Annotated in this window: 17 protein-coding genes; 16 read left to right on the plus strand and 1 reads right to left on the minus strand. The window is 66.3% G+C overall.

Features of this window, described 5'->3' with window-relative positions; translation table 11 throughout:
• Nucleotides 1-82: 82 nt before the first annotated feature.
• The 9 genes from boxC to VEIS_RS03635 all read left to right on the plus strand — a co-directional run bounded on the left by boxC (nucleotide 83) and on the right by VEIS_RS03635 (nucleotide 12,790).
• Nucleotides 83-1,765 carry a 2,3-epoxybenzoyl-CoA dihydrolase gene (gene boxC, locus VEIS_RS03595; RefSeq protein WP_011808528.1) on the plus strand — a complete coding sequence of 561 codons (1,683 nt, stop codon included), beginning with the start codon at nucleotides 83-85 and terminating at the stop codon, nucleotides 1,763-1,765.
• Between the two features lie 77 nt (nucleotides 1,766-1,842).
• Complete coding sequence (gene boxB, locus VEIS_RS03600) at nucleotides 1,843-3,270, plus strand: benzoyl-CoA 2,3-epoxidase subunit BoxB (protein WP_011808529.1); 1,428 nt, start codon at nucleotides 1,843-1,845, stop codon at nucleotides 3,268-3,270.
• A 7-nt stretch (nucleotides 3,271-3,277) separates the two neighbouring features.
• On the plus strand, nucleotides 3,278-4,552 hold the full coding sequence (gene boxA, locus VEIS_RS03605) for a benzoyl-CoA 2,3-epoxidase subunit BoxA (RefSeq protein ID WP_011808530.1): 1,275 nt from the start codon (nucleotides 3,278-3,280) through the stop codon (nucleotides 4,550-4,552).
• Between the two features lie 142 nt (nucleotides 4,553-4,694).
• Entirely contained in the window at nucleotides 4,695-5,507 is an 813-nt protein-coding gene (locus VEIS_RS03610; protein WP_011808531.1) for an SDR family NAD(P)-dependent oxidoreductase, read from the plus strand.
• A gap of 432 nt (nucleotides 5,508-5,939) precedes the next feature.
• Nucleotides 5,940-6,983 (plus strand): multiple monosaccharide ABC transporter substrate-binding protein, encoded by a 1,044-nt coding sequence (chvE, locus tag VEIS_RS03615; RefSeq protein WP_041950489.1) that lies wholly within the window; start codon nucleotides 5,940-5,942, stop codon nucleotides 6,981-6,983.
• A gap of 90 nt (nucleotides 6,984-7,073) precedes the next feature.
• Nucleotides 7,074-8,144, plus strand: coding sequence for a multiple monosaccharide ABC transporter substrate-binding protein (chvE, locus tag VEIS_RS03620; protein ID WP_011808533.1), 1,071 nt, complete (start codon nucleotides 7,074-7,076; stop codon nucleotides 8,142-8,144).
• Between the two features lie 33 nt (nucleotides 8,145-8,177).
• The gene (gene mmsA, locus VEIS_RS03625) at nucleotides 8,178-9,695 is read left to right on the plus strand and encodes a multiple monosaccharide ABC transporter ATP-binding protein (protein WP_011808534.1); all 1,518 of its coding nucleotides are present in this window, start codon (nucleotides 8,178-8,180) and stop codon (nucleotides 9,693-9,695) included.
• Between the two features lie 5 nt (nucleotides 9,696-9,700).
• Entirely contained in the window at nucleotides 9,701-10,909 is a 1,209-nt protein-coding gene (gene mmsB, locus VEIS_RS03630; RefSeq protein ID WP_011808535.1) for a multiple monosaccharide ABC transporter permease, read from the plus strand.
• Nucleotides 10,910-11,056: 147 nt separating this feature from the next.
• Nucleotides 11,057-12,790, plus strand: a complete 1,734-nt coding sequence (locus VEIS_RS03635) for an IlvD/Edd family dehydratase (RefSeq protein ID WP_011808536.1) — start codon at nucleotides 11,057-11,059, stop codon at nucleotides 12,788-12,790.
• A 460-nt stretch (nucleotides 12,791-13,250) separates the two neighbouring features.
• Here the strand turns inward: VEIS_RS03635 and VEIS_RS03640 are convergent, their stop codons facing one another.
• Entirely contained in the window at nucleotides 13,251-15,011 is a 1,761-nt protein-coding gene (locus VEIS_RS03640) for a SulP family inorganic anion transporter (RefSeq protein WP_011808537.1), read from the minus strand.
• A gap of 444 nt (nucleotides 15,012-15,455) precedes the next feature.
• Here VEIS_RS03640 and VEIS_RS03645 point away from each other — a divergent pair, with 444 nt between their 5' ends.
• The 7 genes from VEIS_RS03645 (at nucleotide 15,456) to VEIS_RS03675 (ending at nucleotide 25,114) form a co-directional block, all read left to right on the plus strand.
• A complete protein-coding gene (locus VEIS_RS03645) occupies nucleotides 15,456-16,316 on the plus strand; it encodes a FadR/GntR family transcriptional regulator (protein ID WP_011808539.1) in 861 nt (286 codons plus the stop codon).
• A complete protein-coding gene (locus tag VEIS_RS03650; RefSeq protein ID WP_011808540.1) occupies nucleotides 16,313-17,674 on the plus strand; it encodes an ArgE/DapE family deacylase in 1,362 nt (453 codons plus the stop codon). Before VEIS_RS03645 ends, VEIS_RS03650 begins: the two co-directional genes overlap by 4 nt.
• Before the next feature lie 63 nt (nucleotides 17,675-17,737).
• Nucleotides 17,738-19,342 (plus strand): ABC transporter substrate-binding protein, encoded by a 1,605-nt coding sequence (locus tag VEIS_RS03655; RefSeq protein ID WP_011808541.1) that lies wholly within the window; start codon nucleotides 17,738-17,740, stop codon nucleotides 19,340-19,342.
• Nucleotides 19,343-19,474: 132 nt separating this feature from the next.
• On the plus strand, nucleotides 19,475-20,476 hold the full coding sequence (locus VEIS_RS03660) for an ABC transporter permease (RefSeq protein WP_011808542.1): 1,002 nt from the start codon (nucleotides 19,475-19,477) through the stop codon (nucleotides 20,474-20,476).
• Nucleotides 20,473-21,312 carry an ABC transporter permease gene (locus tag VEIS_RS03665; protein WP_011808543.1) on the plus strand — a complete coding sequence of 280 codons (840 nt, stop codon included), beginning with the start codon at nucleotides 20,473-20,475 and terminating at the stop codon, nucleotides 21,310-21,312. Before VEIS_RS03660 ends, VEIS_RS03665 begins: the two co-directional genes overlap by 4 nt.
• Nucleotides 21,313-21,519: 207 nt before the next feature.
• A complete protein-coding gene (locus VEIS_RS03670) occupies nucleotides 21,520-23,127 on the plus strand; it encodes an ABC transporter substrate-binding protein (protein WP_011808544.1) in 1,608 nt (535 codons plus the stop codon).
• Nucleotides 23,128-23,506: 379 nt separating this feature from the next.
• Nucleotides 23,507-25,114 (plus strand): ABC transporter substrate-binding protein, encoded by a 1,608-nt coding sequence (locus VEIS_RS03675; protein WP_011808546.1) that lies wholly within the window; start codon nucleotides 23,507-23,509, stop codon nucleotides 25,112-25,114.
• The last annotated feature ends 109 nt before the right edge of the window (nucleotides 25,115-25,223 follow it).

Below are 25,223 nucleotides of genomic sequence, written 5' to 3' on the forward strand. Positions count from 1 at the left end.
CAGCATGATGCACGCACGCAAAAAGATTTGCGCATTATTATTCATGCCATCCACCCCCGTTCGATGGCTTTGTGGAGACCCCATGACCGACCACCCACCGCCCGTCGCTGCGCGCATCGACTACCGCACGGACCCCGGGCAATATCGCCACTGGAAGCTGGCCGTCGATGCGCCGGTGGCCCGTCTGTCGCTGGCCATCGCCGAGGATGGCGGCATACGCCCGGGATACCAGCTCAAGCTCAACAGCTACGACCTGGGCGTGGACATCGAACTGCATGACGCGCTCAACCGCATCCGCTTCGAGCACCCGCAGGTGCGCTCGGTCATCATCACCAGCGCCAGGGAGCGCATCTTCTGCTCGGGCGCGAACATCTTCATGCTGGGCCGCTCCAGCCACGCCTGGAAGGTCAATTTCTGCAAGTTCACGAACGAAACGCGCAACGGCATGGAGGACTCGTCCCGGTACTCCGGCATCAAATTCGTGGCCGCCGTGAATGGCACCTGCGCCGGCGGGGGTTATGAACTGGCACTGGCCTGCGACGCGATCGTGCTGGTCGACGACCGGTCCTGCGCCGTCTCGCTGCCCGAAGTGCCCCTGCTGGGCGTGCTGCCGGGCACCGGCGGTCTGACCCGGTTGACCGACAAACGCCATGTGCGCCATGACCTGGCGGACATTTTTTGCACCAGCGTCGAGGGCGTTCGCGGTCAGCGCGCGCTCGACTGGCGTTTGGTCGACCAGATTGCCAAGCCGGCGCAATTTGCCGCAGCGGTCGACGCGTGCGCGGCCCGGTTGGGCGCCGGCAGCATGCGCCCGTCCGATGCCCGGGGCGTCCGGGGCATCGCCCTGACACCGCTGGAGCGCGAAGAAAGCGCCGACAGCCTGCGCTACGCGCATGTCAGCGTCGCCATCGACCGCAGGCGCGGCTGCGCCACGCTGTCCATACAGGCGCCGACCGGCGCGCAGCCCGCAGACATCGCGTCCATCGAGGCCGCAGGCGCGGCATGGTGGCCGCTGGCCATGGCGCGCGAACTCGACGATGCCATCTTGCACCTGCGCACCAACGAGTTGGACATCGGCACCTGGCTGCTCAAGACCCAAGGCGATGCCGCCGCCGTGCTGGCCAGCGACGCCACCCTGCTGGCGCACCAGGAGCACTGGCTGGTGCGCGAGACCATCGGCCTGCTGCGCCGCACCCTGGCCCGCCTGGATGTGTCTGCGCGCAGCCTGTTCGCGCTGATCGAGCCCGGCTGCGCCTGCGCTGGCTCGCTGGCGGAACTGGCCTTTGCCGCCGACCGCATCTACATGCTGGCGCTGCCGGGCGACGCGCAGCGCGCGCCCCGGCTCACGCTCGACGAATTCAACTTTGGCCTGCTGCCGATGGTCAACGACCAAAGCCGCCTGCAGCGCCGCTTCCATGCCGAGGCCGCGCCCCTGCAAGCGGCCCGCGCGGCGCTGGGCCAGCCGCTGGATGCCGACGCGGCCCAGGCCCTGGGGCTGGTCAGCGCAGCGCCGGACGACATCGACTGGGACGACGAGTTGCGTATCGCCATCGAAGAGCGCGCCGCCATGTCCGCCGACGCGCTGACCGGGCTGGAAGCCAACCTGCGCTTTGCCGGCCAGGAAAACATGAACACCCGCATCTTCGGCCGGCTCACGGCCTGGCAGAACTGGATTTTCAACCGCCCCAATGCGGTGGGGGAAAAAGGTGCGCTCAAGGTTTACGGCACCGGCCAGAAAGCCGTTTTCGATCCCGATCGCGTCTAGCGCGTCTAGCGCCTCTAGCGCCTCTAGCGCCTCTGGCGCGTCTGACAAACCCCGGCACTGCAAAGGAGCACTGCATCATGAGCACGATCGATTACAGCGAGAAAATTCCGAACAACGTGAACCTGGGCGAAGACCGCACATTGCAGCGCGCGCTCGAAGGCTGGCAGCCCCACTTCATCGACTGGTGGGACGACATGGGGCCGGCCAGTTCCAGCCAGCATGAGGTCTACCTGCGCACCGCCGTGAGCGTGGAGCCCGACGGCTGGGCCCGGTTCGGCCATGTGAAGATGCGCGACTATCGCTGGGGCATCTTCCTGAACCCGGGCGCCGCCGAGCGCGAGATCCACTTTGGCGACCACAAGGGCGAGAAGGTCTGGCAGGACCTGCCGGGCGAGCACCGCGCCAACCTGCGCCGCATCATCGTCACCCAGGGCGATACCGAGCCGGCCTCGGTCGAACAGCAGCGCCACCTGGGCCTGACCGCCCCGAGCCTGTACGACCTGCGCAATCTGTTCCAGATCAATGTCGAAGAAGGCCGCCACCTGTGGGCCATGGTGTATCTGCTGCACAAGCATTTCGGGCGCGACGGGCGCGAAGAGGCCCAGGCCCTGCTCCAGCGCAGCGCGGGCGACGCCAACCATCCGCGCATCCTGGGCGCCTTCAACGAGAAGACCCCCGACTGGCTGGCGTTCTTCATGTTCACCTACTTCACGGACCGCGACGGCAAGTTCCAGTTGTCGGCCCTGGCCGAAAGCGCCTTCGATCCGCTGGCCCGCAGCACCCGGTTCATGCTCACCGAAGAAGCGCACCACATGTTCGTCGGCGAGAGTGGCGTCGCGCGCGTGCTCGCGCGCACCGCGCAGGTGATGGGCCAGCTCAAAACGGACGACCCGCACAAAGTCCGCGCTGCCGGCGCCATCGACCTGGGCACCGTACAGCGCTATCTGAACTTTCACTACAGCGTCACCATCGACCTCTTTGGCGCCGACCAGTCGAGCAATGCCGCCACGTTCTACAGCACGGGCCTGAAGGGCCGCCATGAAGAAGGCAAGCGCACGGACGACCATGTCCTCCAAGGGCAGACCTACAAGGTGCTGGAAGTGCGCGCAGGCCAACTCATCGAGAAAGACGTGCCGATGCTCAACGCGCTCAACGAAGTGCTGCGCGACGACTTCATCAAGGACTCGGTGGCCGGTGTCGCCCGCTGGAACAAGCTGCTGGAAAAGGCCGGTTGCGCGACGCGCCTGAGCGTGCCGCACAAAGCCTTCAACCGCCGGATCGGGGCACTGGCAGGCATCCGGATGTCCCCCGACGGCCGGGTGCTGAGCGAGCAGGAGTGGCAGGCGTGCCAGCCGCAATGGCTGCCCACGGCGCAAGACCTGGCCTTCGTGGCATCGCTGATGGGCCGCGTGGTCGAGCCCGGCCGATTCGCGGGCTGGATTGCGCCGCCGGCGATCGGCATCAACCGGCAGCCGGTGGACTTCGAGTACGTGCGTTTCGGCTGAGCCGGCCATGGACCCGGCCGCCATCGCGCAGGTCATCAGGCAGCACTTGATCGACCCCGAAATCTGCATCCGTTGCAACACCTGCGAAGCGACATGTCCGGTCAACGCCATCACCCATGACGAGCACAACTATGTCGTCCGGGCCGAGCTGTGCAACGCCTGCCTGGCCTGCATACCGCCCTGCCCCACCGGGGCCATAGACAACTGGCGCCAGCTACCGCTGGCACGCGCTTATCCGATCGAGGAGCAGTTGACCTGGGAGCAACTGCCGCCCGAGGTCCCGCCGCAGCAATGGGCCAGCCAGGCGCCGCAGCCGGGCGGCGCGCAGGCGTGCAGCGCATCGGCCCGGTCGGCGCTGGCGCTCGGACCCGGAACCCGGGTTTTTCGCGCCACACCCTACGGCGCGACGACCCCGCCTTGGTCGGCGGCGCATCCCTACACCCAGCTCCATACCCCTGCCAGCCCGGCCACGGCCACGGTGGTGGGCAACTTCAACTGCACGCAAGCGGGTTTCGACAGCCAGACACACCATGTGGTGCTCGACTTCGGCCGCATGCCGTTTCCGGTGCTGGAGGGACAGTCCATCGGCATCATCCCCCCGGGAAGCTCGGCCTCGGGCAAGGCGCATCACGCCCGCCAGTACTCGGTGGCCAGCCCGCGCAACGGCGAGCGGCCCGGCTACAACAACCTGGCCCTGACCGTCAAGCGCGTGACCAGCGACCACGCCGGCCAGCCGGTGCGCGGCGTCGCGTCCAACTACCTGTGCGACCTGAAGCTGGGCGAGCGGGTGCAGGTGATCGGCCCGTTTGGCCACTCATTCCTGATGCCCAACCACCCGCGCTCGCACCTGGTGATGATTTGCACCGGCACCGGCAGCGCCCCGATGCGCGCGATGACCGAGTGGCGCCGGCGACTGCGCAACAGCGGCCGCTTCGAAGGCGGCCGGCTGATGCTTTTCTTTGGCGCCCGCACCCAGCAGGAACTGCCGTATTTTGGCCCTTTGCAAAGCCTGCCGAAGGACTTCATCGACATCAACCTGGCCTTCTCCCGCGCTGCCGGGCAGGCCAAGCGCCATGTGCAGGACCTGATGCGCGAACGCGCCGCCGACCTGGCCGCCCTGCTGCGCGATGAGGGCAGTCACTTTTATGTCTGCGGTCTCAGGGACATGGAAGAAGGCGTGGTGCTGGCCTTGCGCGACATTGCGCAGGAAGCGGGCATGGACTGGAACCAGGCGGGGGCGGCGCTCCAGCGTGAAGGACGCCTGCATCTGGAAACCTACTGAACCACCCCGGGCTGCGGCAAGAGCCGGTTGCCGGAACGCCAGCCCCCGGACACCGGCCCTTGACGCCGGCGGCCTTGTCGACGCACAGTGCGGCCTGCCTTTGTTCGTGTTTCCTCCCGGCCACCCTCCCGATCACCCTGCCATGTCCCATCTCGCCACCCCCTTGCCCCCTGCCCCCGCCGACCAGGCCAGTGGGTTCGCGCATTTTCCGAGCCTGGCCAACCGCGCCGTCTTCGTCACCGGGGGCGGCAGTGGCATCGGGGCCGCCATCGTTTCGGCGTTTGCCCGGCAGGGGGCCCGGGTGGCTTTCGTGGATGTGGCGCGCCCGGCGAGCGAAAGCCTGGCGCAGCAATTGGCCGATGCCGGCCACCCCCGTCCCTGGTGGCGCGTTTGCGATGTGCGCGACGTGGCGGCGCTGCAGGCCAGCATCGGCGACGCGGCGGCGCAGTTGGGCGACTTCTCGGTGCTGGTCAACAACGTGGCCAACGACGATCGCCACAGCCTGGAGTCCGTCACGCCCGCCTACTATGACGAGCGCATGGCGGTCAACGAGCGCCCCGCCTTCTTTGCCATTCAGGCGGTCGTGCCCGGCATGCGCCGGCTCGGCGCCGGTTCGGTGATCAATCTGGGCTCCGTGAGCTGGCAAAGCAAGACCCCCGGCTTTGCCTGCTACACCATCGCCAAAGCGTCGGTGAACGGGCTGACACGCGGGCTGGCCAAAACCCTGGGCCAGGACCGCATCCGCATCAACACGGTATCGCCCGGCTGGGTGATGACCGAGCGGCAAATCAAACTGTGGCTCGACGCCGAGGGCGAGCAGGAGATCCGGCGCAACCAATGCCTGCCCGATCGGCTGCAAGCGCATGACATCGCCCGCATGGTGCTGTTCCTGGCCTCCGACGATGCCGCCATGTGCACGGCCCAGGAATTCAAGGTCGACGCGGGCTGGGCCTGACAGGCCGTGGCCAGAGCGGCGGCTGGCCAAGCGCGCCGGGGCTTTGCGGCTGCCGAAGCGGCAACGGTGGCGACAGCAGCGCGGCATCCGGTGGCACATGCCGAGGCGATGGCCCTGCGGCAGACGCCCCGCAAGCACAGGCCAATCCGGGCCGCCAAAAAGTACGGGGCCTCGCGCCCGTCGGACCCGGACTGCCGGACTACGGGTCGGTCGGGCGGCCGCAAAAGTTTCGCCAGAAACTGCCGATAACCATGGTGCGCACCGGGCAGCGCCACAGGGACGGGTCCCGGGCTGGTCCCACAAGCGCCCATCCATGACCTCCAGGAGACATCGATCATGCAACCAGACAGCAACCCCCTCGCCACCACCCTTGCCTGCGCACCCCGGGCGCGCGGGCGCGGCCAACCCCGGCGTGCAGCGCTCAAGGCCGCCATGCTCGGCCTGGCTCTGGCCGCCCTCGGCGCTGCGCCGCCGGTCTGCGCGCAGGACAAGGGCAGCATCGGCATCGCCATGCCCACCAAGTCGATGGCGCGCTGGATCGCCGACGGCGACAACATGGTCAAGGTGCTGCACGAGCGCGGCTACAAGACCGATCTGCAATACGCCGAGGACGACATTCCGACCCAACTGGCGCAAATCGAGAACATGATCACCAAGGGCGCGAAGGTGCTGGTGATCGCCTCGATCGACGGCACCACGCTGGCGCAGGTGCTGCAAAGCGCGGCCGACAAGGGCATCAAGGTCATCGCCTACGACCGCCTGATCAAAGGCTCGAAAAACGTCGACTACTACGCCACTTTCGACAACTTCCAGGTCGGCGTGCTGCAGGCCCATTCCATCGTCGACAAGCTCGGGCTCAAGCAGGGCAAGGGGCCGTTCAACATCGAACTGTTCGGCGGTTCGCCCGACGACAACAACGCTTTCTTCTTCTACGACGGTGCGATGAGCGTGCTGCAACCCTATCTCGACAGCGGCAAACTGGTGGTGCGCAGCAAGCAACTGGGCATGAACAAGGTTGGCATATTGCGCTGGGATGGCTCTGCCGCGCAGGCGCGCATGGACAACCTGCTGTCGGCCTACTACGGCAATGACAAGCTGCACGCCGTGCTGTCGCCCAACGACGCGCTGGCCACCGGCATCCTGTCCTCACTCAAGGGCCTGGGCTACTGCACGGCCGGGCAGGCTTGCCCGGTGGTCAGCGGCCAGGATGCGGAAATCCCCTCGGTCAAGTCGATCATCAAAGGCGAGCAGTACTCCACCGTGTTCAAGGACACGCGCGAGCTGGCCCGGGTCGCGGCGAACATGGTCGATGCCGTGCTCTCCGGCAAGCAACCCGAGATCAATGACACCAAGACTTACAATAACGGCGTCAAGATCGTCCCCTCCTACCTGCTCAAGCCGGTGGCCGTGGACGCATCGAACTGGCAAACCGTGCTGGTCGGCAGTGGCTATTACAAGGAGTCCCAGATCCGGTAGAAAATCCGGCCCGTGTTCAAGCCACGCAGTAGCTGCCCCTTGCGGGCAGTTGCGCATTCCCTGGCACATCAACCATCAGGAGACAAAACCATGAAACATGCCATTGGCAAAGCCGCTGCGGCCATCCTCGCCCTGGCGGCTTTCGGCGCTGCGCCGCCGGTCTGCGCGCAGGACAAGGGCAGCATCGGCATCGCCATGCCCACCAAGTCCGGGCCGCGCTGGATCGCCGATGGCGACAACATGGTCAAGGCGCTCAAGGAGCGCGGCTACAAGACCGATCTGCAATACGCCGAGGACGACATTCCGGCCCAACTGGCGCAAATCGAGAACATGATCACCAAGGGCGCGAAGGTGCTGGTGATCGCCTCGATCGACGGCACCACGCTGGCGCAGGTGCTGCAAAGCGCGGCCGACAAGGGCATCAAGGTCATCGCCTACGACCGCCTGATCAAAGGCTCGAAGAATGTCGACTACTACGCCACTTTCGACAACTTCCAGGTCGGCGTGCTGCAGGCCCATTCCATCGTCGACAAGCTCGGGCTCAAGCAGGGCAAGGGGCCGTTCAACATCGAACTGTTCGGCGGTTCGCCCGACGACAACAACGCTTTCTTCTTCTACGACGGTGCGATGAGCGTGCTGCAACCCTACATCGACAGCGGCAAACTGGTGGTGCGCAGCAAGCAAATGGGCATGAACAAGGTCGGCATATTGCGCTGGGATGGCTCTGCCGCGCAGGCGCGCATGGACAACCTGCTGTCGGCCTACTATGGCAAGGACAAGCTGCACGCCGTGCTGTCGCCCGCCGATCTGCTGTCGATCGGCATTCTGTCTTCGCTCAAGGGCCTGGGCTACTGCACGGCCGGGCAGGCGTGCCCGGTGGTCAGCGGCCAGGATGCCGACATTCCTTCGGTCAAGGCCATCATCAAGGGCGAGCAGTACTCCACCGTGTTCAAAGACACGCGCGATCTGGCCCGGGTCGCGGCGAACATGGTCGATGCCGTGCTCTCCGGCAAGCAGCCCGAGATCAACGACACCAAGACCTACAATAACGGCGCCAAGGTCGTCCCCTCCTACCTGCTCAAACCGGTGGCCGTGGACGCATCGAACTGGAAAACCGTGCTGGTCGACAGCGGCTATTACAAGGAATCCCAACTCCGGTAACTGCCACCAGTGGCCAGAGGCCGGAGGCCGATCATGCTGCTCGAAATGCGGGACATCCGCAAAACCTTCTCCGGGGTGGTTGCGCTGAACAAGGTGAATCTGCGCGTGCGCGCGGGCGAGATCCACGCCATCGTGGGCGAGAACGGCGCTGGCAAATCGACCTTGATGAAAATCCTGTCCGGGGTCTATCCGCACGGCAGCTACAGCGGCGCCATCATCTTTGACGGGCAGGAGCGCCGGTTTCAGGGCATCCCCGACAGCGAGCGCCTGGGCGTGGCCATCATCCACCAGGAATTGGCGCTGGTGCCGCTGCTGTCGATTGCCGAGAACGTGTTTCTGGGCAACGAGACCGCCCGCTGCGGCGTGATCGACGCGATGGCCGCGCACAGCCGGACACAGGCCCTGCTGCGCAAAGTGGGGCTGCAGGCATCGCCCGAGACCCTGGTCGCCCACCTGGGCGTGGGCCAGCAGCAATTGGTCGAGATCGCCAAGGCTTTGTCGCGCAAGGTCAGGCTGCTGATCCTGGACGAGCCTACCGCCAGCCTGAACGAAAACGACAGCCAGGCTCTGCTGAACCTGCTGCTCGAACTCAAGGGCCAGGGCATCACCTGCATCCTGATCTCCCACAAGCTCAACGAAATATCCCGGGTGGCCGACCAGATCACCATCTTGCGCGACGGCAGCACGGTGGAAACCATGGACTGCTGTGCCGGGCCGGTCAGCGAAGACCGTGTGATACAGGCCATGGTCGGGCGCGAGATGGCCGACCGCTATCCGCAGCGCGTGCCCAAGATCGGCGCGACCGTGTTCGAGGTGCGCAACTGGCACGCCCAGCACCCGCAGCGCAGCGACCGCGCGTTCATACAGGGCATCGACCTGCATGTGCGGCGCGGCGAAATCGTCGGCATCGCCGGTCTGATGGGCGCCGGCCGCACGGAACTGGCGATGAGCATCTTCGGGCGCTCCTGGGGGCATCGCATCCACGGCGAGGTGCGCCTGCATGGCAAGACGGTCGACGTGAGCACGGTGGAAAAGGCCGTGCGCCATGGGCTGGCCTATGTCACCGAAGACCGCAAGGGCAACGGCCTGGTGCTGAACGAAGACATTCAGTTCAACGTCTCGCTGGCCCACCTGCAAGGCGTGTCCACCGCGCATGTGATCGACCATGGGCGCGAGCACCGGGTGGCACAGGACTATTGCGCCAAACTGCGCATCCGCTGCTCCGGCATGAACCAAAAGACCCTGAACCTCTCGGGCGGCAACCAGCAAAAGGTGGTGCTGTCCAAGTGGCTCTTCACCGGCCCCGAGGTGCTGATCCTGGACGAGCCGACCCGTGGCATCGACGTGGGCGCGAAGTTCGAGATCTACACCCTGATCGCCCAACTCGCCGACGAGGGCAAATGCGTGCTCGTCATTTCCTCGGAGATGCCCGAGTTGCTGGGCATCACGGACCGCATCTACGTGATGAATGAAGGTCGCTTCGTGGCCGAGATGCCGACTGCCGAGGCCTCCCAGGAATCGATCATGCGCGCCATCGTGAAAAGCCTCTGACTGACATGAACTCCACCACGCCCCACGCCACCCCCAGCCCGGCTGCTGCGCCACGCACACTGGCGCTGGAGCACATCAAGCACAACTTCCGTGAATACGGCATGTTGATCACGCTGGTGGCCATCATGGCCTTCTTCCAGTACATGACCGGCGGCACGCTGATGCAGCCGCTGAACCTGACCAACCTGATTTTGCAAAACAGCTACATCGTCATCATGGCGCTGGGCATGCTGCTGGTGATCGTGGCCGGGCATATCGACCTGTCGGTAGGCTCGGTCTGTGGTTTCATCGGCGCGCTGGCGGGGGTGCTGATGGTGCAGCACCAATGGCACTTCGTGCCCGCCATGCTGGCCTGCCTGCTGTGCGGCGGCCTGATTGGCGCAATGCAAGGGTGGTTCGTGGCTTTCTCGCGCATCCCGTCCTTCATCGTGACGCTGGCCGGGATGCTGGTCTTCAAGGGCCTGGCAATGACATTGCTGGCCGGGCAGTCGGTGGGGCCTTTCCCGGATGCCTTTCAGCGGCTCAGCTCGGGGTTCATCCCCGATATCTCCGGCGCGCCGGGCCTGCGCCTGACTTCCATGGCCCTGGGCCTGGCGCTGGCGGCGGCCCTGACCGTGGTCGCCGTGCGCGGCCATGCCAATCGCATCAAGCACGGCGTGCGCGCCGAGCCGACGCTCTTTTTCCTGGCCAAGACGGCGCTGTTCGCGGCACTGCTCAGCTACCTGAGTTACCTGCTCGCGTCGTACAAGGGCCTGCCCAACGTGCTGATCGTGATGGCGCTGCTGATCATGCTGTACGAGTTCATCACCAGCCGCACCACCATAGGCCGGCGCATCTACGCGCTGGGCGGCAACGAGAAGGCGGCCAAGCTCTCGGGCATCAAGACCGAGCGCCTGACCTTTTATGCCTTCGTCAACATGGGCGTGCTCGCCGCACTGGCGGGACTGGTGTTCGTCGCCCGCCTGAACACCGCAACGCCCAAGGCCGGCCTGGGGTTCGAGCTCGACGTGATCGCCGCCTGCTTCATCGGCGGCGCTTCCGCATCGGGCGGCGTGGGCAAGGTGATGGGCGCCGTGATCGGCGCCTTCGTGATGGGGGTGATGAACAACGGCATGTCCATCCTGGGCATAGGCATCGACTACCAGCAAGTCATCAAGGGCGTGGTGCTGCTCGCCGCCGTGCTGGTGGATGTCTACAACAAGAACAAGGTCTGAGCCGCCCCCACGGACCATCGACCGTACCAGCGGCCGGGCCGCGCGGCACCGGCGCGCAGGGCCCGGACCCGACCGGCCGGCCCACCCGCCCCTGCCATACCCTTTTGCCACCATCCCTTTCCCCCCGACCTTTCCCTCCTGCCCACCATGACGCCCCCGCAACGCAAGCTCCGCTCCACCGAATGGTTTGGCAACGCCGACAAGAACGGCTTCATGCACCGCAGTTGGATGAAGAACCAGGGCATCCCGGACCATGCGTTCGATGGCCGCCCGATCATCGGCATCTGCAACACCTGGTCGGAACTGACCCCCTGCAACGCGCACCTGCGCAAGCTCGCCGAGCATGTCAAACGCGGCATCTACGAGGCCGGGGGCTTTCCGGTGGAGTTTCCGGTTTTCTCCAACGGCGAATCCAATTTGCGCCCCACCGCCATGCTCACGCGCAACCTGGCCAGCATGGACGTGGAAGAAGCCATTCGCGGCAACCCCATCGACGCCGTGGTGCTGCTGGCCGGCTGCGACAAGACCACGCCGGCCCTGCTGATGGGCGCGGCCAGTTGTGACATTCCGGCCATCGTCGTCACCGGCGGCCCGATGCTCAACGGCAAGCTGGAAAACAAGGACATCGGCTCGGGCACGGCGGTGTGGCAGTTGCACGAATCGCTCAAGGCCGGCGCCATCGATCTGCACCAATTCCTGGCCGCAGAAGGGGGCATGTCGCGCTCGGCCGGCAGTTGCAACACCATGGGCACGGCCTCCACCATGGCCTGCATGGCCGAGGCGCTGGGCACCTCGCTGCCGCACAACGCCGCCATCCCCGCCGTCGACGCGCGCCGCTACGTGCTCGCGCACATGTCGGGCCAGCGCATCGTCGGGATGGCGCACGAGCAGCTGACGCTGTCGAAAATCCTGACCCGCGCAGCGTTCGAGAACGCCATCCGCACGAACGCAGCCATCGGCGGCTCGACCAACGCGGTCATCCACCTCAAGGCCATCGCCGGCCGCATCGGCGTACCGCTGGACCTGGAAGACTGGACGCGCATCGGCCGCGGCACCCCCACCCTGGTCGACCTGCAACCCTCGGGCCGCTTCCTGATGGAAGCGTTCTACTACGCCGGCGGCCTGCCCGCCGTGCTGCGCCGCCTGGGCGAAAACCACCTGCTGCCGCACCCCGAGGCACTCACCGTGAACGGCAAAACCCTGTGGGACAACGTGCGCCAGGCCCCCCAGTACGACGACGAGGTGATCCGCCCGCTCAGCCAGCCGCTGGTCGCCGACGGCGGCATCTGCATCCTGCGCGGCAACCTGGCGCCGCGCGGCGCGGTGCTCAAGCCCTCGGCGGCATCGCCCGAACTGCTCCGGCACCGGGGCCGCGCCGTGGTCTTCGAGAACCTGGAGCACTACAAGGAACGCATCGTCGATGACAGCCTGGACATCGACGCCAGTTGCGTGATGGTCATGAAAAACTGCGGCCCCAAAGGCTACCCCGGCATGGCCGAAGTGGGCAACATGGGCCTGCCCCCGAAGCTGCTGCGCCAGGGCGTCAAAGACATGGTGCGCATCTCCGACGCCCGCATGAGCGGCACGGCCTACGGCACCGTGGTGCTGCATGTGGCGCCCGAAGCCGCCGCCGGAGGGCCGCTGGCCGCCGTGCGCGATGGCGACTTCATCGAGCTCGACTGCGCTCGGGGCCGGCTGCACCTGGACATCAGCGCCGCCGAACTGGCCGCGCGCCTGGCCGCACCGAACGCATCCGACAGGGGCGGCCATGGCGGCTACCAGCGCCTGTATGTCGACCATGTGCTGCAAGCCGACGAGGGCTGCGACTTCGACTTCCTGGTCGGCTGCCGGGGTGCCGCCGTGCCGCGCCATTCCCACTGAACCACTGAACCACTGAGCCACTGAGCCACCGATCCACCGATCGAAGCCGGCACCAACGACGACCGGATCGGGTCGATCCACGGTGCGGGCCATCGGATGGAGCGTTGCAACAGGGCGCGGCAAGGCCCAGGCCCACGGCGGCGAAAGTCATGAAAGGCCATGGAAGCGGCCGTGCCTGCGCGCTCGACGCCCGATGAAATGCGGCCAGCACATCGCTACGGCCTGGGCGGCCTGGGCGGCCTGGGCGGCCTGTGAAAACGCGACATGCCCGGTGAAAGACCGACCCGATGCAGCGCGTTCGCGTCGTTTGCGCAGGGCAGATGGAAGAAACAATCGCCGCAGAGTGTGCGTTCTTTGCCGCGTGGCGCGCTCGGATCAGGGCGTTGGCGCGGCCATCACGGAGTGCGTTTTTGAAGCACCGGATGTGATTCCTGCGCGCAGCAGTGCGTTGCGCCGGAAATCACTCCCTGTCCCTTGCGTCTGCGCAGGGATCGATGATTTCAGGCCCGTCCGGCGGCAGCCCCTGCGCTGCCAGTTGTGCGCCAAAGCCTGAGCGCGCTATCAGCGAGCGCGGTTGCTCGTGCAGATGGATCACCGATAGCCGCCCCCCGCGCGCGGTCACGGCCTTGAGGATCTGCGCCAGGGCGTCGAGCCCGGTCGTGTCCAATGCCACCAACTCGCTGGCGTCGAGCACCAGGTCGATTCCCGGCGGCCCGGTTTCCACGGCCTGCACGATGGGGTCGATCTTGGCGGCCGCGCCAAAGAACAGCGCGCCATGCAGGCGCCAGGTGGCGCAGGGGCGTTGCGGGGGGGGCGTCGCCGGCGCGTCGGTATCGATGCCGGTGCCGGTGCCGGTGTCGGTATCGGTATCGGTGCCCGGCTCGGGCTGGCGCTCCACGCGAAACAATGCGCTCATGCGCCGCACGAACAGCGCACAGGCCATGAACAGGCCCACCTCCACGGCCACGGTCAGGTCGAACACCACGGTGAGCAAGAACGTGCCCAGCATCAGCAGCCGGTAGTGGTTGCTGAAGCGGCGCAGGCGCATGAACTCATGCCATTCGCCCATGTTCCAGGCGACAAACAGCAAGATGCCGGCCAGCACCGCCAGCGGAATGTGCAAGGCCAGCGGCGCTGCCACCAGCACGATCAGCGCCAGGGTCAGCGCATGCACTATGCCGGCGATCGGCGAGGTGGCGCCGGCGCGGATATTGGTCACCGTGCGGGCAATGGTGCCGGTGGCGGGCATGCCGCCAAAAAATGGCACCACCAGGTTGGCCAGGCCCTGGGCTATCAATTCCTGGTTCGGGTCATGCTTTTTGTACTGCGCGTCGGTGCTCAGTTGGTCGGCCACGCGGGCGCACAGCAGCGACTCGATGGCGCCCAGCAGCGCGATGGTGACGGTGGGCGTGACCAGCAGGCGCACCGTCGCCCACGAGAAATCGGGCAGGGCGAAGGCCGGCAGCGCCTGCGGAATGCCGCCAAAGCGCGAGCCGATCGTCTCTACCGGAAACTCCAACACCTTGGCCAGCAGGCTGAGCGTGACCAGCGCCACCACGGGCGCGGGCAGACGCGCAAAGTGGCGCACGGTATGGTGTTCGAGCACCTGCATCACCGGCGAGCCTTTCATCGTCAGCCGGGGCCAGACGAACAGCCCCAGCACGCAGGCCGTGCCCAGACCGAATGCGTAGGGGTTGAAACTGTCGATGTGCTGCGTCAGCGTGCGCAGTTGCGAGAAGAAATTGCCCGGCATGTGGGTGATGGACAGGCCCAGCCAGTCCTTGACCTGCGACAACGCGATCAGCACGGCAATGCCGTTGGTAAAGCCGATGACGATGCTCACCGGCACGAAGCGCACCAGCGTGCCCAGCCGGAAAAACCCGAGCAGCAGCAGCAGCACGCCCGCGCAGGCCGTGGCGATCAGCAGATTGGCCACGCCGTAGCGCTCGACAATGTCGTAGACGATGACGATGAAGGCCCCCGCCGGCCCGCCGATCTGGGCATTGGTGCCGCCCAGGGCCGAGATCAGAAAGCCGGCAATGATGGCCGTCCACAGCCCGGCCCCGGGCGGCAGGCCGCTGGCAATCGCAAACGCCATGGCCAGTGGCAGCGCCACGATGCCGACGGTAACGCCCGCGCCCACATCGGCCAGCCAGCGGCTTCGGTCGTAGCTGCGCAGCGTGTCCAGCAGCCGGGGATGGAATGCAAGTGAGAATGACATGGCAGGACCTGGGGCAAACGGTGCGGCCCGATCTCAGGCCCGCGCAGCGCGGCCGGAGGCTGGGGCGGGATGGTAGTGGTGTATGGCGCCCCCCAGTGTAATGGCCGTGCGGGAAGGGGCCCCCGGGCGTTGACGCAGCGCGGCTCCGAGGGGCCGGCCGTCCTTGCCATCCAGGCAGTATTCACCGGCGCGGCGCCGGATCTCCTGCGGTGGCTCGTTCGGTGGCCCCTCCGGTGGCATATTCGGTGGCGCATTCGGTGGCATGTGCACGGACACCAGAAATGACGGTGGCACATTTTTTGATACATGCTCCCGCAACCGTCCACTGCGCTGAAAGCATCCATCGCGGAAAGCGCCCGATCAATGGAAAACCCCGTGCACCGATTTCCGCAGAACCCATTACGCTCGATTGGCCTGACCATTGATCCAATCAAAAGCTGACACATGTTCCATCTGGAAGCCGTTTCCGCCCAACGCCTGTATCGCCTGATCGCCGAACGCATCGCACAAAAGATCCGCGCCGGCGGATTCCCCGTGGGCAGCCGCCTGCCCGCCGAACGGGAACTGGCCGAGCTGTTGCAGGTCAGCCGTTCGTCGGTGCGCGAGGCCCTGATCGCGTTGGAGTTGAGCGGCTATGTCGAGGTGCGGGTGGGCAGCGGGGTCTATGTGACGACGGCACGCGGGCCGGGAACGCCGGCGCTTGCGGCCTCGGGCAACGCACCCGGCATCGCCGACAGCGCCAGCGGCATCGGGCCATTCGAACTGTTGCAGGCCAGGCTGTTGATCGAGCCCGAATGCGCGGCCTATGCGGCCTGCAAGGGCACGCAGGGGCAGCGGGCGAAGGTCCGGCAGGCGCAGCGGGCCTTGTCGGATGCGGGCGCTGGCAAGCATCTGGACCGCGCCTTCCATGCCGCCATCGCGGCCGCCTGCGGCAACGCCGCCCTGGAGGCCGTGGTGCTGCATCTGTGGAATTTGGCCGAGGCGAGTCCGGTCTACGAGCGGCTCGGCAAGCATTTCGTCGACCGCAAGGTCTGGGGCCTGGCCGCGATAGAGCATGACCGCATCGCCGATGCCATCCTGGAGCGGGACCCGATCAGGGCGCGCCACGCGATGTCTGCGCACCTGATCGCCGTCATGGCCCGGTTGCGGGAAGATTTCGCGGACAGCGTGCCGCAAGCCAAACACCCGCCGCCGGCCTGCGACGCCTTCCCCTCGAGGGGGCGGCGCCAGCGGCCTGGCACAGCCGATGGCGCGGCGTCCCCGGCGTGGGCCGCGCCCGTTTCATCTGTCGTGGAGCCGATATGACGACCAACTCCCTGCCCTCCCGCAAGCCACTGGCCAGTGCCGATATCGCGCAAGCGGTGCAGGCGCTGGAGCCCTACATGGTCGACAGCCTCGATCAGTTGGTGCGCGCGGCCAGTCCGTCCGGGGCCGAAACGCCGGCAGCCATGGTTGCCGAGGAGTTGATGCTCGGGCTTGGCCTGGCCAGCGAGCGCATCGTGCTGCAGGCCCGGGCGCTGGAGCACCTGCCCCTTTATTCCCCGGCCTGCTGCGCCGACGGCGGTCGCTACAACCTGCTGGCGATCCACGCTGGCGGGCATGGCGGGCGCTCCGTCCTGTTCAATGGCCACCTGGATGTGGTCCCGCCCGGCCCCGAGGAGATGTGGCGCCGGCCACCCTACATGCCCGTGGTCGAGGATGGCTGGCTGTACGGACGCGGAGCCGGCGACATGAAGGGCGGCATCGTCTGCGCGCTGGCGGCCTTCAAGGCCCTGCGCGCACTCGGTGTCCAGCCGGCCGGCCAGGTCGGGTTCAACTGGGTTCTGGAGGAGGAATGCACCGGCAACGGAACCCTGGCCTCGATCGTGGCGCTGCGCGCAGCAACGACCGGAGCAGCGACCGGGGCGATGACGGGAATGCTGGCCCGCAGCCGGCTCGGCGCGTTCGACGCGGTGCTGATTCCCGAACCCATGGGCGAGCAGATGATCGACGCGCAGGTCGGCGTGTTCTGGATGCAACTGACGCTGACCGGCAGACCCGCGCATGCCGCCATGATGAGCCAGGGCGCCGACCCCATCGCTGCGGGCATCGCGATCATCGCCGGGCTGCGCGAACTGGAGGCCGAGTGGAATCGGCCCGAAAACCGGCATCCGTCCTACCGCGAACACCCGCACCCGCTGAACTTCAACTTCGGCCGCATCGAGGGCGGCGAGTGGACCTCGTCCGTGCCCTGCCAATGCCGGCTCGATGTGCGCATCGGTTTTTATCCGGACATGGCGGTCGATGACGCCAAGGCCGCCGTTGCGGCGCGCGTGCACGCCGCACTGGCGCCGTTGGGCGGCGGCGTGCAGGTGGAGATACGCTACCAGGGCTTTCACGCGCCGGGCTGCAGCTTCGATCTCGACCAACCCGCGCTGCAGGTGCTGGCCGCTGCGCACCAGCAGGTGCATGGCAGCCCTGTGGCACGGGTGGCCACCACGGCCACCACCGACGCGCGCCATTTCCGCCTGATGCTCGACAGCCCGGTGACCTGCTACGGGCCCGAGGCGCGCGACATCCATGGCATCGACGAAGCAGTGTCCCTGGCCAGCATGTCGCGTGTGGCCACGACCTTCGCGCTCTTTTTGCAGCAATGGTGTGGCACCGAGCCTGTGCGTGGCTGAGTTTCCCCGTCGTCCCATCGTCCCCAGCGCCCGCCGGCAGCCGCATCCGAGGAGGTTTTCATCATGCAATCCGCAGCACGACGCGCCCTGCGCACCCTGCGCCATGGCTACGGGTTCGCCCTGGCGGCTTTCATCGCCGCCGCAATGGCGCTGCCCGCGCCGGCGCAGGCCCAGACACGGGGCGGCACCTTGTCGCTCATCGCCCAGCCCGAGCCGCCCGTGCTGGTCAGTGCCATCAACTCGCTGGCGCCAACCCAATATGTGGCCGGCAAGATGTACCAAGGTTTGCTGACCTACGGCGCGGATTTCAAGCCGCAGCCCGAGTTGGCCCAAAGCTGGACGATCTCACCGGATGGCCTGACCTATACGTTCCAGTTGGCAAGCGGCGTCAAGTGGCATGACGGCAAGCCGTTCACTGCCGCCGATGCGGCGTTTTCCATCGGCACGATGCTGCCCGAGGTGCATGTGCGCACCCGCGCCGTGCTCAACAAATACATGGCCTCGGTGCGCGCCGTGGGCGATCACCAGTTGGAGATCAAGCTCAAGGAGCCGTTTCCGCCGTTCATCATGATGTTCGAGACCGGCACCATGCCGATGATGCCCCGGCACCTCTACGAAGGCCGGGACTACCACAAGAACCCGGCCAACCAGCAGCCGGTGGGCACCGGCCCGTTCATGTTCAAGGAATGGAAAAAGGGCGCCTACATCAAACTGGTGCGCAACCCCGGCTATTGGAAGAAGGGCCTGCCCTATCTCGACGAGTTGGTCTTTCACGTCATCCCCGATTCGGCCTCGCGTGCCGTGGCCTTCGAGCGCGGCGATGTGCAGGTGCTGCGCGGCGGCGACGTGGACAACGTGGATGTCAAGCGGCTGCGCACCATCCCTGGCGTGGACTACACGACCCGGGGCTGGGAACTGTTTTCGCCGCTGGCCTACATCATGCTCAACCAGCGCAAGCCGCCGTTTGACAACCTGAAGGTGCGCCAGGCGGTGATGCATGCGCTGAACCGCCAACTCATCGTCGACAACATCTTTTTCGGCCAGGGCAAACCGGCCACCGGGCCGTTCGCGTCCGCCACCCGGTTCTACGACCGCGACACGCCGGTGTTCGAGTTCAACCTGAAGAAGGCGCGTGCACTGATCAAGGAGTCGGGCGTGGAGGTGGGCCGCTACCCGGTGAAGATTCTCGCCAGTTCCTACGGTGCCAACTGGGATCGGCTCAATGAATATCTCCGGCAGATGCTGGAGGGCCTGGGGTTGAAGGCCAGCATCGAGTCCTCTGATGCCGGCGGCTGGGCGGCCCGTGTGGGCAACTGGGACTTCGACATCTCCTCCTCCTATACCTACCAGTACGGCGACCCGGCACTGGGCGTGGAGCGCCTGTACCGCAGCAACCACATCGTCAAAGGCTCGCCCTTCGTCAACGTGCAGGGCTACAGCAACCCGAAGGCCGATGCGCTCTGGCAGCGCGGCGGCGCCACGCTCGATCCGGCCGAGCGCCAGCGGGTCTACAGCGAGCTGCAAAAGCTGCTGACGCAGGAGGTCGCCAACGTCTACCTGATGGAGTTGGAGTTCCCCACGCTCTCCCGCGCCAACGTGAAGAACCTGGTGACCACCGCCATCGGCCTGAACGAGTCTTTCGACAAGGTTTATATCGACAAAAAATGAGCACCCCGGCGCGGCCATGCCGCGCCGGTTCCCAATTCCCCCCGGGGTGGCGCAGTCGCTCTGGTGCCCGTCGCAGACCGGCGTGGCCGCACCGACCCCGGCCGTGCCCTTTGCCACATGCATGGAGTGCCGATGAGTTTCCTGTCCTTTTTTGTTTCCCGACTCGCCAAGGCCCTGGTGGTGGTGCTCGGTGTCGTGATCCTGAACTTCTTCCTGATACGCATGGCGCCCGGCGATCCGGCCACCGTGCTGGCGGGCGAGGCCGGGGCGGGCGATGAAGTCTTCGTGCAGCAACTGCGCGAGCAGTTCGGCCTGGACCGGCCTTTGCCCGTGCAACTGGGCCACTACCTTTGGGGCGTTGCAAAGATGGACCTCGGATATTCGTACCGCAACCGGCTGCCGGTGCTGGATCTGATCCTCGACCGCTTGCCGGCCACCTTTTTGCTGATGGGCAGCGCCTTCGTGTTTTCCATCGTGGCGGGCGTGGCGCTGGGTGTGCTGGCCGCCCGCACCCGCTACGAGAATCGCCGCCGCTGGCTCGACAGCGTGCTGGTGTCCGGCGCCATGCTGCTGTATGCCACGCCGCTGTTCTGGCTGTCGCTGATGGCCATCATCCTGTTCTCGGTGGTGCTCGGCTGGTTGCCGGCCTTCGGCATGGAATCGATCGGCGCCAACCTGGCGGGCATCGATCGCGTGCTGGACATAGGCCGGCACATGGTGCTGCCCACGCTGTCGCTCGGCAGCTTTTTCATGGCCATCTACGTGCGCCTGACCCGGGCGTCGATGCTGGAGGTGATGGGCATGGATTTCATCAAGACCGCGCGCGCCAAGGGCGTGCCCGCCCGGCGGGTGATCCGGGTGCATGTGCTGCGCAACGCCTTGCTGCCGGTGATCACCTTCGCCGGCATACAGTTGGGCCAGATGGCCGGCGGGGCCGTGCTCACCGAGACCGTGTTCGCCTGGCCCGGCATTGGCCGGCTGATGTTCGATGCGCTGCTGCAGCGCGACTATCAACTGCTGCTGGGCATCTTCGTCATGACCTCGGCGCTGGTGGTGGTCTTCAATCTGCTGACCGACATCGTCTACCGCCTGGTGGATCCGCGCATCGCCGCCAGCCAGGGAGCACCCGCATGAAAGCCTTCCTGCGCCGCTTTGCGCGCAACTACGGCGCGCTGTTCGGGGTGTTGATCTTGCTGGTCGTGCTGTTCCTGGCCGCCACTGCGTCACTGCTCTACGAGGACTCGCCCTGGACCATGGTGGCCGCGCCGCTGATCGCCCCCTTTACCGACGCCGCGCTGCCCCTGGGCACCGACATGCTGGGGCGCGACATCACGGCCGGCATGCTCTACGGCGCCCGTGTGTCGCTGTTGGTGGGCCTGGTATCGACCCTGGTCGCGCTGGTGTTCGGCATCCTGATCGGCGCGGTGGCCGGCTATGGCGGGGGGCGCATCGACGATGCGCTGATGCGTTTGACCGAGTTCTTCCAGACCATTCCCCAACTGGCGATGGCGGTGGTGATCGTGGCCATCTTCAGCCCCTCGCTGGTCACCATCGTCGGCGCCATTGCCGTCGTGTCGTGGCCGCCGGTGGCGCGGCTGGTGCGCGCCGAGTTCATGAGCCTGAAACAGCGCGAGTTCGTGCAGGCCGCCGTGGTGACAGGGCAAAAGCCGCTGCGCATCATTGCCAGCCAGATTCTGCCCAACGCGCTGTCGCCGATCATCGTCACCGCCTCGTTCATGGTGGCCACGGCCATCCTGACCGAGTCGGCGCTGTCCTTTCTCGGGCTGGGCGAGCGCAACATGATGAGTTGGGGCTACATGATCGGCGCCGCGCGCACCATGCTCAGACAGGCTTGGTGGATGAGCGTCTGGCCTGGCCTGGCGATCTTGCTGACCGTGCTCGCGATCAACCTGATCGGCGAAGGGCTGAACGACGCGCTGAACCCGCAACTGCGCCAGCGCGGCGAATAGGGCCGCCCGATGCCGCACAGCGCTCCCACCCCGGCACCGCTGCCGTCGATCCCGCTGCGGGTCTGCGGCGCGCGCCAGCCGTGGCAGCGCCTTGGGGTGACATGCTGCGCCCGGCCATTGCCGCCCCGATGGTGCGGCGCCGAGCCTGCGCGTGACGGAGTTCGCCCCGGTTCCCATCCCCCACCGAGCACCGAAGGAGGTTTCATCATGCCATCCGCAACACGACGCGCGCTGCGCAGCGGGTACGGGTTCGCCCTGGCGGCTTTCATCGCCACCGCAGCGGCGCTGCCCGCGCCGGCGCAGGCCCAGACCCCGACTCCAGTGCGGGGCGGCACCTTGTCGCTCATCGCCCAGCCCGAGCCGCCGCTTCTGGTCAGCGCCATCAATTCGCAGGGGCCTACGCTGTATGTGGCCGGCAAAATCTACCAAGGGCTGCTCAGGTATGGCCCGGACCTGAACCCCTTGCCCGAACTGGCCAAGAGTTGGCGTATTGCACCGGATGGCCTGACCTATACGTTCGAGCTGGAAAGCGGCGTCAAGTGGCATGACGGCAAGCCGTTCACTGCCGCCGATGCGGCGTTTTCCATCGGCACGATGCTGCCCGAGGTGCATGTGCGCACCCGCGCCGTGCTCAACAAGTACATGGCCTCGGTGCGCGCCGTAGGCGATCACCAGTTGGAGATCAAGCTCAAGGAGCCGTTTCCGCCGTTCATCATGATGTTCGAGACCGGCACCATGCCGATGATGCCCCGGCACCTCTACGAAGGCCGGGACTACCGCAAGAACCCGGCCAACCAGCAGCCGGTGGGCACCGGCCCGTTCATGTTCAAGGAGTGGAAGAAGGGCGCTTACATCAAACTGGTGCGCAACCCCGACTATTGGAAGAAGGGCCTGCCCTACCTCGACGAACTGGTCTTCAACGTGATCCCCGATTCGGCCTCGCGCGCCGTGGCCTTCGAGCGCGGCGATGTGCAGGTGCTGCGCGGTGGCGATGTGGACAACGTGGATGTCAAGCGGCTGCGCGCCATCCCTGGCGTGGACTACACGACCCGGGGCTGGGAACTGTTCTCGCCGCTGGCCTACATCATGCTCAACCAGCGCAAGCCGCCGTTTGACAACCTGAAGGTGCGCCAGGCGGTAATGCATGCGCTGAACCGCCAACTCATCGCCGACAACATCTTTTTCGGCCAGGGCAAACCGGCCACCGGGCCGTTCGCATCCGCCACCCGGTTCTACGACCGCGACACGCCGGTGTTCGAGTTCAACCTGAAGAAGGCGCGTGCACTGATCAAAGAGTCGGGCGTAGAGGTGGGCCGCTACCCGGTGAAGATACTGGCCCTGCCCTATGGGGCCAACTGGGAGCGGCTCGATGAATATGTCCGGCAGATGCTGGAGGGCCTGGGACTGAAGGTCAGCATCGAGTCCACCGATGCCGGCGGCTGGGCGGCCCGCGCGGGCAACTGGGACTTCGACATCACCACCAACTTCACCTACCAGTACGGCGATCCGGCGCTGGGCGTGGAGCGCCTGTACCGCAGCAACAACATTGTCAAAGGCTCGCCTTTTGCCAACGTGCAGGGCTACGACAGCCCCAAGGCCGATGCGCTCTGGCAGCAAGGCGGCGCCACGCTCGACGCAGCCGAACGCCAGCGGGCCTACAGCGAGCTGCAAAAGCTGCTGACGCAGGAGGTCGCCAACGTCTACCTGCTGGAGTTGGAATTCCCCACGCTCTCCCGCGCCAACGTGAAGAACCTGGTGACCACCGCCATCGGCCTGAACGAGTCTTTCGACAAGGTTTATATCGACAAAAAATGAGCGCCCCGGTGCGGCCATGCCGCGCCGGTTCCCAATGGCCGGCCGGCGCAGTGGCGCCGACCGCACCTGGGGCCATGTGCATGGAGTCGCCGATGAGCTTCCTGTCCTTTTTTGTTTCCCGACGCGCCAAGGCCCATGCTCGTGCCCACAGCCATGATCCTGAACCGCTTGCTGGCCAGCAGGGCGCCCGGCGATCCGGACACCGTGCCGGCCACGCCGGGTTGGCCGCTTGCCAAGTCTTCGGACCGTTCGGTCTGGCGCGACCTCTGGCCGTGCCGCTCGGTCGCCGCCATCGTGGCGTTGCACAGCCGTCTTTTTTCCGCCCGGGCGAGCGCAACGGCCGTGACGGCCCCACCGAACATCCAAGGAGGTTTTCATCATGCAATCCGTAGCACGACGCGCGCTGCGCAGGGGTTTCTGCTGCGCCCTGGCGGCTTTCATGGCCACCGGGACGGCGCTGCCCGAGCCGGCACAGGCACAGACCCCGACTCCAGTGCGGGGCGGCACCTTGTCGCTCATCGTCCAGCCCGAGCCGCCGCTTCTGGTCAGCGCATTCAACGCGCCGGCGCCGGCACAGTATGTGGCCGGCAAAATCTACCAAGGGTTGCTCAGGTATGGCCCGGATCTCATGCCGCAGCCCGAGTTGGCCCAAAGCTGGACGATCTCACCGGATGGCCTGACCTATACGTTCCAGTTGGCAAGCGGCGTCAAGTGGCATGACGGCAAGCCGTTCACTGCCGCCGATGCGGCGTTTTCCATCGGCACGATGCTGCCCGAGGTGCATGTGCGCACCCGCGCCGTGCTCAACAAATACATGGCCTCGGTGCGCGCCGTGGGCGACCACCAGTTGGAGATCAAGCTCAAGGAGCCGTTTCCGCCGTTCATCATGATGTTCGAGACCGGCACCATGCCGATGATGCCCCGGCACCTCTACGAAGGCCGGGACTACCACAAGAACCCGGCCAACCAGCAGCCGGTGGGCACCGGCCCGTTCATGTTCAAGGAGTGGAAAAAGGGCGCCTACATCAAGCTGGTGCGCAACCCCGACTATTGGAAGAAGGGCCTGCCCTACCTCGACGAGTTGGTCTTCAACGTGATCCCCGATTCGGCCTCGCGCGCCGTGGCCTTCGAGCGCGGCGATGTGCAGGTGCTGCGCGGCGGCGACGTGGACAACGTGGATGTCAAGCGGCTGCGCGCCATCCCCGGCGTGGACTACACGACCCGGGGCTGGGAACTGTTCTCGCCGCTGGCCTACATCATGCTCAACCAGCGCAAGCCGCCGTTTGACAACCTGAAGGTGCGCCAGGCGGTGATGCATGCGCTGAACCGCCAACTCATCGCCGACAACATCTTTTTCGGCCAGGGCAAACCGGCCACCGGGCCGTTCGCGTCCGCCACCCGGTTCTACGAGCGCGACACGCCGGTGTTCGAGTTCAACCTGAAGAAGGCGCGCGCACTGATCGAGGAGTCGGGCGTGGAGGTGGGCCGCTACCCGGTGAAGATACTGGCCCTGCCCTACGGGGCCAACTGGGAGCGGCTCGATGAATATGTCCGGCAGATGCTGGAGGGCCTGGGGCTGAAGGTCAGCATCGAGTCCACCGATGCCGGCGGCTGGGCGGGCCGCGCGGGCAACTGGGACTTCGACATCAGCGCCAATTACACCTTCCAGTTCGGCGACCCGGCGCTGGGCGTGGAGCGCCTGTACCGCAGCAGCAACATCGTCAAGGGTTCGCCCTATGCCAACGTGCAGGGTTACAGCAACCCGAAGGCCGATGCGCTCTGGCAACGCGGCGGCTCCACGCTCGACGCGGCCGAGCGCCAGCGGGCCTACAGCGAGCTGCAAAAGCTGCTGACGCAGGAGGTCGCCAACGTCTACCTGCTGGAGTTGGAGTTCCCCACGCTCTCCCGCGCCAACGTGAAGAACCTGGTGACCACCGCCATTGGCCTGAACGAGTCTTTCGACAAGGTTTATATCGACAAAAAATGAGCGCCCCGGTGCGGCCATGCCGCGCCGGTTCCCAATGGCCGGGCGGCGTAGCCGCACCGGCCCGGCCGGCGCAGTGGCGCCGACCGCGCCTGGTGCCATGTGCATGGAG

The organism is Verminephrobacter eiseniae EF01-2 (assembly GCF_000015565.1).
Taxonomy (GTDB): domain Bacteria; phylum Pseudomonadota; class Gammaproteobacteria; order Burkholderiales; family Burkholderiaceae_C; genus Acidovorax; species Acidovorax eiseniae.